Origin of the sequence: Variovorax sp. 54 (assembly GCF_002754375.1) — a bacterium.
Lineage (GTDB): Bacteria > Pseudomonadota > Gammaproteobacteria > Burkholderiales > Burkholderiaceae_C > Variovorax.
Genome location: NZ_PEFF01000001.1, coordinates 4,017,996 through 4,030,086 on the forward strand (window position 1 = coordinate 4,017,996; position 12,091 = coordinate 4,030,086).

Here is a 12,091-nt window from a genome sequence, read left to right on the forward strand (position 1 = left end):
CATCGACCCACCGGGAGCCCGCTCATGAAAGCTACGCTTGCAGCCGTCTTGTTCACCGTCACCGCCGTCTCGGCCATGGCCCAGAGCACGCCGGTGGGCCTGTGGCGCAATGCCGACGACAAGACCGGCGAGGCCAAGGCCGAGATCCGCATTGCGGAGACCAACGGCGCGCTCAGTGGCCGCATCGAGAAGTCGTTGAAGAAAGACACCAAGCCCGACGCCACCTGCGATGAATGCGGCGACGACCGCAAGGGCAAGCCCATCGCGGGCCTGGAGATCATCCGTGGCGGCAAGAAGGCCGAGGGCAAGGACGTCTGGGAAGGCGGGAAGATCCTCGACCCCGAGAACGGCAAGGAATACCGCGCGAGCTTCACGCCCATCGAGGGCGGAAAAAAGCTCGAGGTCCGTGGCTATCTGGGCCCCTTCTGGCGCACCCAAACCTGGAACCGCGTTCCTTGACCCACCCCCGTAGCTGCTCACTTCGTGTAGCAGCCTCCCCCTCAAGGGGGCAACACCAGCGGCCCGGCAAAGCCGGTTCCGCGGTGTTCCCCGAACTGATTCAGAACTTCGAAACTCCGCTATGTCCCGATTTCAAGTGAAGAAGGTCGCCGTGCTCGGCGCCGGCGTGATGGGCGCGCAGATTGCCGCCCACCTCGTCAACGTGCGCGTGCCTGTCGTGCTGTTCGACCTGGCCGCCAAAGACGCGACCGGTGCGGTCGCTCAAGGTGCAGCGAAGAACGGCATCGTCACGCGCGCCATCGACAACCTCAAGAAGCTCAAGCCCGCGCCGCTCGGCGACGTGGCCGATGCGGGCCTGATCGAGCAGGCCAACTACGAAGACGACCTGGCCAAGCTCGGTGAATGCGACCTCATCATCGAGGCCATTGCCGAGCGCATGGACTGGAAGCTCGACCTGTACAAGAAGATCGCGCCGCACGTGGCCAAGCATTCGATCCTGGCCTCGAACACCTCGGGCCTGTCGATCACCAAGCTCAGCGAAGCACTGCCTGAAGCCCTGAAGCCGCGTTTCTGCGGCATTCACTTCTTCAACCCGCCGCGCTACATGTTCCTGGTGGAGCTGATCAACACGCCCACCACGCAGCCGCAGGTGCTCGACGACCTCGAGGCCTTCGTCACCAGCACGCTCGGCAAGGGCGTGGTGCGCGCGCACGACACGCCCAACTTCATCGCCAACCGCGTCGGCATCGCCGGCATGCTGGCCACGCTGAAGGAAGTCGAGAAGTTCGGCTTGACGCCCGACGTGGTCGACGACCTCACCGGCAAGAAGCTGGGCCGCGCGAGCTCGGGCACCTTCCGCACCGCCGACGTGGTGGGCCTGGACACCATGGCCCACGTCGTGAAGACGCTGCAGGACAACCTCAACGCCGAGACCGATCCGTTCTATGCCAACTTCGCGACGCCGCCGGTGCTCGCCAAGCTGCTGGAGCTGGGCAACCTGGGCCAGAAGGCCAAGGCCGGTTTCTTCAAGAAGGTCGGCCGCGACATCCTGCGCTTCGACCTGAAGAGCGGCGAGTACGTGCCCGCCGGCACCAAGGCCGACGAGGTGTACGGCCGCATGCTCAAGAAGCCCGCGGGCGAACGCCTGAAGCTGCTGCGCGAGAGCGAAGGACCGCAGGGCCAGTTCCTCTGGGCCATCCTGCGCGACGGCTTCCACTACGCCGCCGTGCACCTGGCCGACATCGCCGAGAGCGCACGCGACATCGACTTCGCGATGCGCTGGGGCTTCGGCATGAAGCAGGGCCCGTTCGAACTCTGGCAGGAAGCCGGCTGGGCGCAGGTCGCCAAGTGGGTGCAGGAAGACATCGACGCCGGCAAGGCACTGAGCACTGCACCGCTGCCGAAGTGGGTGTTCGAAGGCCCGGTCGCACAAGCCGGTGGCGTGCACACGCCCGAAGGCTCGTGGAGCGCCTCGCAGAACAAGTTCGTGCCGCAGCGCAAGCTGCCCGTGCATGACCGCCAGCTGTTCCCCGAGAGCGTGCTGGGCGCCAACGCGGCCGATGCCAATACGGCCGGCACGACGATCAGCGACGAAGGCGATGTGCGCGTGTGGACGCTCGACGGTGAAGTGCTCATTGCGAGCATCCAGTCGAAGATGCACGCCATCAGCCCCGACGTGGCCGAAGCACTCGGCGCCGCGGTCGACCTGGCCGAAGCCGAATACAAGGGCCTGGTGATCTGGTCGCCCGACGAGGTGTTTTCGGTCGGCGCCGACCTGCAGGCGATGCTGCCGGCCTTCGTGGTCGCGGGCATCGGCGCGGTCGAAGGCGCGGAAGAAGAGCTGCAGAACGTCATGCTCAAGATCCGCTACGCCAACGTGCCGGTGATCTCGGCCGTGCGCGGCATGGCACTGGGCGGCGGCTGCGAGCTGGCCATCCACTCGGCCAAGCGTGTCGTCGCAATGGAAAGCTACATCGGTCTGGTCGAAGTCGGCGTGGGCCTGATCCCCGGCGCGGGCGGCCTGACGTACATCGCACGCCGCGCGGCCGAGAACGCATCGGCTTCCACAGGCACCGACCTGCTGCCGTTCCTCACCGAAGGCTTCACCGCCGCGGCGATGGCGAAGGTCGGCACCGGCGCGCTCGATTCGAAGAAGCTGGGCTACCTGCTCGACAGCGACGTGATCGTGCCGAACAAGGACGAGCTGCTGTACGTGGCGCTGCAGCAGGCCAAGGCCATGGCCGACGCCGGCTACCGCCCCCCGCTGCGCCGCACCTTCCGCGTGGCCGGCCGCAGCGGCGCCGCCACGATCAAGGGCCAGCTCGTGAACATGCGCGACGGCGGCTTCATCAGCGCGCACGACTTCCACATTGCCAGCCTGATCGCCAACGTGGTCACCGGCGGCGACGTGGACGCGGGCTCGCTCGTGACCGAGGAATACCTGATGACGCTGGAACGCAAGGCGTTCTGCTCGCTCATCGTGCATCCCAAGACGCAGGAGCGGATCATGGGGATGCTCAGCACCGGCAAGCCGGTCCGCAACTAAGGACAGATTTCATGAGCAGCAAGCAAGTACAAGACGCCTACATCGTCTCCGCCACCCGCACCCCCATCGGCAAATCCCACCGCGGCTACTTCCGCAACTACCGTCCCGACGACCTGCTCGCGACCACGCTGAAGGCAGCGCTGGCCGCCGTGCCCGGCCTCGACCCCAAGGCCATCGAAGACATCATCTGCGGCTGCGCGATTCCCGAATCGCAGCAGGGCCTGAACGTCGCGCGCATCGGCGCAGTGCTGGCGGGCCTGCCGACCAGCATCGGCGGTATCACCGTGAACCGCTTCTGCGCTTCGGGCCTGTCGGCTGTGCAGATGGCGGCGGACCGCATCCGTGTCGGCGAGGCCGATGTGATGATCGCGGCCGGTGTCGAGAGCATGAGCATGGTGCCGATGATGGGCAACTCGCCCTCGCTGTCGCCTTCCATCTTCGAACGCGAAGGCGACGTGGGCATTGCCTACGGCATGGGCCTCACGGCCGAGAAGGTCGCGCAGCAGTGGAAGGTGAGCCGCGAGGCGCAGGACGCGTTCGCGCTCGCCTCGCACCAGAAGGCACTGGTCGCGCAGGCCGCCGGCAAGTTTGCCGACGAGATCACGCCGATCGAAGTGACCGACCGCACGCCGGACCTGGCCACCGGCGAGTCGATCGCCAAGACCCGCACCGTGAGCCTGGACGAAGGCGCGCGCCCCGACACCAGCATCGAAGGCCTGGCCAAGCTGCGCACCGTGTTCGCCGCGCGCGGCACCGTGACGGCCGGCAACAGCTCGCAGACCTCCGACGGCGCAGGCGCGCTGATCCTGGCCAGTGAGAAGGCCATCAAGCAGTACGGCCTCACGCCGCTCGCGCGTTTCGTGAGCTTCGCCAGCAAGGGCGTGCCGCCGCACATCATGGGCATCGGCCCGATCGAGGCGATTCCCGCTGCGCTGCGCTATGCCGGCCTGAAGCACGAAGACATCGACTGGTTCGAACTCAACGAAGCCTTCGCCGCGCAATCGCTCGCGGTGATGAACACGCTGGGGCTCGACCCGTCCAAGGTCAACCCGATGGGCGGCGCCATTGCGCTGGGCCACCCGCTCGGCGCGACCGGCGCGATCCGCGCGGCGACCGTGGTGCACGCGCTGCGCCGCGAGAAGCTGAAGTACGGCATGGTCACGATGTGCGTGGGCATGGGCCAAGGCGCCGCAGGCATCTTCGAGCGCGTCTGATCGGCAGGGGAATCACGGCCATGCACGGCACGCAGCAGCAGCGCCCTGCCGGCGGTGCATGGTCCCCGGTGCGTGCCGCAGTGCAGCACGCCAACGTCCCGCACACGACTGCGTGAGGTCATCCACCGGAGGCACACTGGCGATCACCATGCGCACGACCCCACACCCCTTCGACAAAGCCCTGGCCCTGCACCACAGCGACATCCGCGTGGGGCACTTCACGGGCACCACGAGTCCCGACTACTGGAACATGGTCGGTCCGTTCGGCGGCACCACCGCGGCGCTGGCGCTGCAGTCGGTGCTCCAGCACCCCGACCTGCTCGGCACGCCCATCGCGTTGACGGTCAACTACGCGGCCGCGCTCGGCGAGGGCGCGTTCGACATCCAGGCCACTGCCGTGCGGACCAACCGCTCGACGCAGCACTGGACGGTGACGATCACGCAGCCCGGCGCCGACGGCACGACGAACATGACGACCACCGCCACGGTGGTGACGGCCGCACGCCGCGACACCTGGAGCCAGGCCGACCTCACCATGCCCGAGGCGCCGGCGCCCGAGTCGGTCGATCGCATGAGCATCGGCCCGTCGGGCGTGGCCTGGCTCGACCAGTACGAGATGCGTCCCTTCAGCGGCGGCATTCCCGCGAAATGGGACAGCAGCCTGCAGCACAGCGAAACCCGCATCTGGGTGCGCGACGCGCAGGCCCGCCCGCTCGACTTCGCCTCGCTCGCCGCGTTGAGCGACGTGTTCTATCCGCGCGTCTGGCTGCGCCGCGCCAAGCATGTGCCGGCGGGCACGGTGTCGATCACCACGTACTTCCATGTCGGCGCCGCCGAACTGGCCGAGGTCGGCACGGGCTACCTGCTGGGTTGCGCGGCGGGGCAGCAGTTCTTCAACGGCTTCTTCGACCAGAAGGCGCAGCTGTGGAGCGAGAAGGGCGCGCTGCTCGCCACGTCCAATCAGATCGTCTACTACAAGGAATGAACGTCATGGCGCTCACCAAGGCTGCTCTCATCGTCGGCGCGGGCGATGCCACCGGCGGCGCCATTGCCCGCCGCTTCGCACGCGAGGGCTACGCCACCTGCGTCACGCGGCGCAGCCTCGACAAGCTGCAGCCGCTGGTGGCGCAGATCGAGGCCGACGGCGGCCGGGCCCACGCCTTCGCTTGCGATGCACGCAAGGAAGAAGAAGTGGTGGCGCTCATCGAGCAGATCGAATCGACCGTCGGGCCGATCGAGGTGATGGTGTTCAACATCGGTGCCAACGTGCCGGAGAGCATCCTCACCGAGTCCGCGCGCAAGTACTTCAAGGTGTGGGAGATGGCCTGCTTCTCGGGCTTTCTCAACGGCCGCGAAGTCGCGAAGCGCATGGTGGCGCGCGAGATGCCGACGGGCGCTCATCGCGGCACGATCATCTTCACCGGCGCCACGGCGTCGCTGCGCGGTGCGGCCCACTTCGGCGCCTTCTCGGGCGCCAAGATGGCCTTGCGCGCGTTGGCCCAATCGATGGCGCGCGAGCTGGGGCCGCAAGGCATCCACGTCGCGCATGTCGTGGTCGATGGTGCCATCGACACCGAGTTCATCCGCAGCAATTTCCCCGAGCGTTATGCGCTGAAGGACAGCGACGGCATCCTGAACCCGGACCACATCGCCGACAGCTACTGGATGCTGCACTCGCAGCCGCGTGACGCGTGGACGCACGAGCTTGATCTGCGTCCCTGGTCCGAGAAGTTCTGACCGGCGCCAGACCTCGCGTCGCGACGCACAGCCATAAGGAGACACCCATGACGAAATCCGTCGAGTTCTTTTTCGACGTCGGCAGCCCCGCTGCCTACCTGGCCGCCACGCAGCTGCCGCACGTGTGCGCTGACACCGGCGCCGAGCTGGTCTGGAAGCCCATGCTGCTGGGCGGCGTGTTCCAGGCCACGGGCAACCATTCGCCGGCCGAGATCAAGGCCAAGGGCCCGTACCTCACGACCGACCTGCAGCGCTTCGCCAAGCGCTATGGCGTGCCCTTCATGCACAACCCGCATTTCCCGATCAACACGCTGTTGCTGATGCGCGGCGCGACCGGCGTGCAGATGACGGCGCCCGAACGCTTCGGCGCGTACGTCGATGCGGTGTTCCATGCGATGTGGGTCGCGCCGAAGAACCTCAACGACCCCGCGACCGTCGGTGCCGTCTTGCAGAATGCAGGCTTCGACGCCGCGGGCCTGCTCGCGCTGGCCGGTGCGCAGGAGACCAAGGACCGCCTCAAGGCGGTCACGCAAGAGGCAGTGGAGCGCGGCGTGTTCGGCGCCCCCACCATGTTCGTCGGCGACCAGATGTTCTGGGGCCAGGACCGCCTCGACTTTGTCCGCGAAGCCCTCGTCGGCGCCTGAGCGCGTCGCCCCCCGTTTTACCCATCCAAGGATCTTTCCATGAGCGACATCCTCGTCCACACCGAAGCCGGCGTGATGACCATCACCTTCAACCGCGTCGACAAGAAGAACTCGATCACCAGCAGCATGTACGCCGCGATGGCCGACGCGCTCGCCACCGTCGAGACCGACGCGGCTGTGCGCTGCGTGCTGTTCCAGGGCGACCCGACGATCTTCAGCGCCGGCAACGACATCGGCGACTTCCTCAATGCGCCGCCCGCCAACACGGAGTCGCCGGTGTTCCGCTTCCTGCGCGGCATCGCCACCTTTCCCAAGCCGATCGTCGCGTCCGTCTGCGGCCCGGCCGTGGGCATCGGCACCACGATGCTGTTCCACTGCGACCTCGTCTATGCGGGCGACAACGCGGCCTTCTCGATGCCTTTCGTCAACTTGGGCCTGTGCCCCGAGGCCGCGTCGAGCCTGCTGGTGCCGCAGATGCTGGGTTACCACCGCGCCGCCGAAGCGCTGCTGCTGGGCGAGCCCTTCATGGCCGAGGCCGCGCTCGAAGTGGGCCTGGTCAACCGCGTGGTGCCGCCGACCGAAGCCAACGGCATCGCGCAGACGCAGGCCCGCAAGCTCGCGGCCAAGCCGCTGAGCGCGCTGATCGAAACCAAGCGCCTGCTGAAGAAGACGCAGATGCCCGCCGTGCTCGAGCGCATGGGCGAAGAGGGCGCGAGCTTCGGCCGCATGCTGCGCGAGCCGGCCGCGAAGGAAGCGTTCGGCGCTTTCATGGAGAAGCGCAAGCCCGATTTCTCGAAGGTCTAAGCCTTCCGTGGACTTGCCTGCGGACGGTGGCTGCGTACACTGTTCCTCGTGCCTGCTCCAGACATCAACCCGCCCACAGCGCCCGCCACACGGGCGATGCGTGCTACTGAAAAAGTAGCATTCGGGCCCACGCGCCGGCATGCTTTGGGCTTACTCGCGGGCACGCTCGCGGCGCCCTCGCTGGTGCTGGCGCGCGTGCGGCCATTGCGCATCGGGGTCATCGGTTCGTGGTCGGGGCCCTATGCGGGCGGCGGGCGCCAGTTCGACGCCGGCATGGCGGTCTGGCTGGCCGATCACAAGCAGCAGATCGCGGGCCGGCCGGTCGAACTGCTGCGCCGCGACGTGCCCGGCAGCGCGCCCGAACAGGCACGGCGCCAGGCGCAAGACCTCATCGAGAACGAGCGCGTCGACCTGCTCACGGGGCTGGATTTCAGCTCCAACGCGTACGCCGTCGGCACCGTCGCCACGCAGTCGCGCGTGCCGACCGTGATCATGAACGCCGCCTCCTCGGGCATCACCGGGCGCTCGCCGTTCATGGTGCGGGTGTCGTTCACCATCGCGCAGGTCACGGCGCCGCTGGCGCGCTGGGCGCTGCAGCAGGGGCTGCGCGACGTGTGCACCGTGGTGGCCGACTACGCCTCGGGCGTGGACGCCGAAAGCGCCTTCGTCTCCGGCATCACCGCGGGCGGCGGGCGTGTGGGCGCGATGCTGCGCGTGCCGCTGAACACGCTCGACTATTCGGCCTACATGCTGCGCCTGCGCGAGCTGAAGCCGCAGGCCGTGTTCTTCTTCCTGCCGTCGGGCCAGATGCCGGCCATCTTCCTGAAGTTCTGGCGCGACCGCGGCATGGCCGACACCGGCATCCGCCTGCTCGCCACGGGCGACGCCACCGACGACCACTACCTGGACGGCATCGGCGAACTGGCCGAGGGGCTGGTCACCAGCCACCACTATTCCTTCGCCCACGAGTCGCCGGCCAACCGGCGCTTCGCGGGCGCCTTCGAGGCCGAGTACGGCAGCCACCTGCGCCCGGGCTACTTCGCCGTGGCGGCGCACGACGGGCTCGCGGCCATCGATGCGGCGCTGAGCGCACCGGGTGCGCGCGGTGGCAAGGCGGGCGCCGAGCGGCTGGTGGATGCGTTCCGCGGCCTGCAACTGGACAGCCCGCGCGGGCCGGTCGAGATCGACGCCCACACGCGCGACGTGGTGCAGTCGGTCTACATCCGCCGCGTGGAGCGGCGCGACGCGCGCTGGATCAACCGCGAGTTCGAGTGCATCGAACGGGTGCGCGACGCCGGCATCGGCCTCGGCTGAAGAAGGAGGCCGCTCAGGCGGCCGGCTGTTCGATGGGGCGGGGGCGGCCGTTGTCGTCGATGGCCACGTAGGTGAAGGTGGCCTGCGTCACCTTGATGTACTCGCCCTGGGCGCGAAAGCGCTCGGCGAACACCTCGACCGTCACCGTGATCGAGGTGCGGCCCACGCGCACCAGCTTCGAATAGAACGAGAGGATGTCGCCCAGCCGCACCGGCTGCTTGAAGATGAACTCGTTGACCGCCACCGTCGCCTGGCGCCCCTTGGCGTAGCGCGCCGGAATCACCGAGCCGGCCAGGTCGCACTGCGCCATGACCCAGCCGCCGAAGATGTCGCCGTTGGCGTTGCAGTCGGCCGGCATCGGAATGACCTTGAGCACCAGCTCCATGTCGGTGGGCAGGCTCTTGAGGGTGGCGGCGGCCGTCGCTGCGGCGGAAGAGGCACTGGAAGAAGAGGACATGGGCACAATCTGAGGCAACAACAACAGCCACGATTGTCCTCCATGCGCCGAAGCGGCGAAGCCCTTTCCCCCTCTCCCCATGCGCCTGGCGGCCATCCGCCGGACCGCGCCGACCGTTCCGACTGGGCGACCCTGCGTCGCCTCTTTCCCTATCTCTGGCAGTACAAATGGCGCGTGATGGCCGCGCTCGCCTTCATGGTGGGCGCCAAGGTGGCCAACGTGGGCGTGCCGGTGCTGCTGAAGAACCTCATCGACACGATGACGCCCAAGCCCGACATGGCGCAGGCGCTGCTCATCGTGCCCATCGGGCTGCTGCTGGCCTACGGGCTGTTGCGCTTTTCGACAGCGCTCTTCGGCGAGCTGCGCGAGCTGATCTTCGCCAAGGCCACCGAAGGCACGGCGCGGCAGATCGCGCTGGAGGTGTTCGGCCACCTGCATTCGCTGAGCCTGCGCTTTCACCTGGAGCGCCAGACCGGCGGCATGACGCGGGACATCGAGCGCGGCACGCGCGGCGTGCATTCGCTCATTTCGATGTCGCTGTACAGCATCGTGCCGACCATCATCGAGCTGGTGCTGGTGCTCACCATATTGGGCGTGAAGTTCGATTCGCTGTTCGTGTGGATCACGGGCGCGGCGCTGGTGCTGTACATCACCTTCACCGTCACGGTGACCGAGTGGCGCACCCAGTTCCGCAAGACCATGAACGAGCTCGACTCGATGGCGCAAAGCCGCGCGGTCGATTCGCTGCTGAACTACGAAACGGTCAAGTACTTCAACAACGAGGAGTTCGAGGCGAAGCGCTACGACGCCAGCCTCGACCGCTACCGCAAGGCCGCCATCAAGAGCCAGCGCACGCTGAGCATGCTCAACACCGGCCAGCAGCTGCTGATTGCGATCAGCCTGGTGCTGATGCTGTGGCGCGCCACCTCGGGCGTGGTCGAGGGGCGCATGACGCTGGGCGACCTGGTGATGGTCAACGCCTTCATGATCCAGCTCTACATTCCGCTCAACTTCCTGGGCGTGATCTACCGCGAGATCAAGCAGAGCCTGACCGACCTGGACAAGATGTTCGTGCTGATGGAGAAGGAGCGCGAGGTGCGCGACGCGCCCGGTGCGCAGCCGTTGGCGGGCATCAACTCCAGCATCCGCTTCGAAGACGTCAGCTTCGCCTACGAACCCGAGCGCCCGATCCTCAAGCACGTCAGCTTCGAGATCCCCGCCGGCAAGACGGTGGCCGTGGTCGGCCCCTCGGGCTCGGGCAAGTCCACGCTCGCGCGCCTGCTGTACCGCTTCTACGACGTGCAGCAAGGCCGCATCACCATCGGCGGCGAAGACATCCGCGCCGTGCAGCAGTCCAGCGTGCGCCGCGCCATCGGCATCGTGCCGCAGGACACGGTGCTGTTCAACGACACGGTCGAATACAACATCGCCTACGGCCGCCCCGGCGCCACGCGCGAAGAGGTCGAAGGCGCCGCGCGCGCTGCGCGCATCCATGACTTCATTTCGGCCACGCCCAAAGGCTACGAGACGACGGTGGGTGAGCGCGGCCTGAAGCTCTCGGGCGGCGAAAAGCAGCGCGTGGCCATTGCGCGCACGCTCTTGAAGAACCCGCCGATCGTGATCTTCGACGAGGCCACCTCGGCACTCGATTCGGCCAACGAACGCGCCATCCAGTCCGAGCTGCGCAGCGCCGCGCAGGGCAAGACCACGCTGGTCATCGCGCACCGTCTCTCGACCGTGGTCGAGGCGCACGAGATCCTGGTGCTCGAATCGGGCGTGATCGTCGAACGCGGCACGCACTCAGAGCTGTTGGCCCAGCAGGGGCGCTACGCCCAGATGTGGGCTTTGCAGAAGAGCGAAGCAGTGCCTTTGCTCTAGCCCGATCATTCATTCCCTTTCCTATCGATTCAGGAGTTCAGACGTGTCGACCAAGATTCCCCTGCTGGTGCTCAACAGCCTCTCGAGCGCCCACCAGGCCCAGATTGCCGAGGTCTACGACATGACCTACGCCTTCGGCGACGCCGAGCGCGCCGCCGCCATCGCCGAGCACGGCGCCAAGTTCCGCGCGGTGCTGACCATCGGCGTCATCGGCATCACGCCCGAGGAAATCGCGGCCATGCCGGCGGTGGAGCTGATCTGCTGCCTGGGCGCGGGCTACGAGGGCGTGCCGCTCGACGTGACACGCGCACGCGGCATCGCCACGGCCAACGGCGCCGGCACGAACGACGACTGCGTGGCCGACCACGCCTTCGGTCTGCTCATCAGCATCGTGCGCGAGTTCCGCAAGCTCGACCGCCTGTGCCGCGAAGGCGTGTGGCGCGAAGCCATTCCGCAGCCGGCCAACGTGTCGGGCAAGAAGCTCGGCATTCTGGGGCTGGGCACCATCGGCCAGAAGATCGCCAAGCGCGCCGCCGCCTTCGACATGGAGGTCGGCTATCACAACCGCAAGCCGCGCGAAGGCGCCACGCAGCGCTACTTCGACGACCTGAAGTCGCTCGCCACCTGGGCCGACTTCCTGATCCTGGCCGCGCCGGGTGGGCCGGCCACGAAGCATCTCGTCAATGCCGAGGTGCTCGATGCGCTGGGGCCGCAGGGCTACCTCGTGAGCATCGGCCGCGGCAGCGTGGTCGACACCGAGGCGCTGGCGAAGGCGCTGCGCGAACACCGCATCGCGGGCGCAGGCCTGGACGTGTACGAGAGCGAACCCAAGCGACCCGAGCCGCTCGTCGGCCTGGACAACGTGCTGCTCACACCGCACATGGCGGGCTGGTCGCCCGAGGCCACGCAGAAGTCGGTGGACCACTTCCTCGCGAACGCCGAAGGGCACTTCGCGGGGCGGGGCGTGCGCACGCCGATCTGACGGTTTTGCTCCTTCCCCCTCTGGGGGAGGGCTGGGATGGGGGCGGGCAGAGCGCCC

Annotated in this window: 11 protein-coding genes; 10 read left to right on the top strand and 1 reads right to left on the bottom strand. The window is 67.5% G+C overall.

Going from position 1 to position 12,091, the window contains the following annotated elements:
* Positions 1-24: 24 nt before the first annotated feature.
* The 8 genes from CLU95_RS18545 (at position 25) to CLU95_RS18580 (ending at position 8,717) form a co-directional block, all read left to right on the top strand.
* Complete coding sequence (locus CLU95_RS18545) at positions 25-459, top strand: DUF2147 domain-containing protein (RefSeq protein WP_099794964.1); 435 nt, start codon at positions 25-27, stop codon at positions 457-459.
* 121 nt (positions 460-580) lie between these two features.
* On the top strand, positions 581-3,004 hold the full coding sequence (locus CLU95_RS18550) for a 3-hydroxyacyl-CoA dehydrogenase/enoyl-CoA hydratase family protein (RefSeq protein WP_099794965.1): 2,424 nt from the start codon (positions 581-583) through the stop codon (positions 3,002-3,004).
* Between the two features lie 11 nt (positions 3,005-3,015).
* On the top strand, positions 3,016-4,218 hold the full coding sequence (locus CLU95_RS18555; RefSeq protein WP_099794966.1) for an acetyl-CoA C-acyltransferase: 1,203 nt from the start codon (positions 3,016-3,018) through the stop codon (positions 4,216-4,218).
* Between the two features lie 148 nt (positions 4,219-4,366).
* Positions 4,367-5,203, top strand: coding sequence for an acyl-CoA thioesterase (locus tag CLU95_RS18560; RefSeq protein WP_099794967.1), 837 nt, complete (start codon positions 4,367-4,369; stop codon positions 5,201-5,203).
* A 5-nt stretch (positions 5,204-5,208) separates the two neighbouring features.
* Complete coding sequence (locus tag CLU95_RS18565; protein ID WP_099794968.1) at positions 5,209-5,955, top strand: SDR family oxidoreductase; 747 nt, start codon at positions 5,209-5,211, stop codon at positions 5,953-5,955.
* Between the two features lie 47 nt (positions 5,956-6,002).
* Positions 6,003-6,599 carry a 2-hydroxychromene-2-carboxylate isomerase gene (locus CLU95_RS18570; RefSeq protein WP_099794969.1) on the top strand — a complete coding sequence of 199 codons (597 nt, stop codon included), beginning with the start codon at positions 6,003-6,005 and terminating at the stop codon, positions 6,597-6,599.
* A 39-nt stretch (positions 6,600-6,638) separates the two neighbouring features.
* Complete coding sequence (locus CLU95_RS18575; RefSeq protein ID WP_099794970.1) at positions 6,639-7,403, top strand: enoyl-CoA hydratase; 765 nt, start codon at positions 6,639-6,641, stop codon at positions 7,401-7,403.
* 195 nt (positions 7,404-7,598) lie between these two features.
* Entirely contained in the window at positions 7,599-8,717 is a 1,119-nt protein-coding gene (locus CLU95_RS18580; RefSeq protein WP_099797375.1) for an ABC transporter substrate-binding protein, read from the top strand.
* Between the two features lie 13 nt (positions 8,718-8,730).
* Here CLU95_RS18580 and CLU95_RS18585 read toward each other — a convergent pair whose 3' ends face one another.
* Positions 8,731-9,174, bottom strand: coding sequence for an acyl-CoA thioesterase (locus tag CLU95_RS18585; protein ID WP_099794971.1), 444 nt, complete (start codon positions 9,172-9,174; stop codon positions 8,731-8,733).
* Between the two features lie 42 nt (positions 9,175-9,216).
* On the opposite strand from CLU95_RS18585, the gene CLU95_RS18590 reads away from it, so the two are divergent.
* Positions 9,217-11,052 (top strand): ABCB family ABC transporter ATP-binding protein/permease, encoded by a 1,836-nt coding sequence (locus CLU95_RS18590; RefSeq protein WP_099794972.1) that lies wholly within the window; start codon positions 9,217-9,219, stop codon positions 11,050-11,052.
* Between the two features lie 43 nt (positions 11,053-11,095).
* A complete protein-coding gene (locus CLU95_RS18595) occupies positions 11,096-12,034 on the top strand; it encodes a 2-hydroxyacid dehydrogenase (protein WP_099794973.1) in 939 nt (312 codons plus the stop codon).
* Positions 12,035-12,091: the final 57 nt, after the last annotated feature.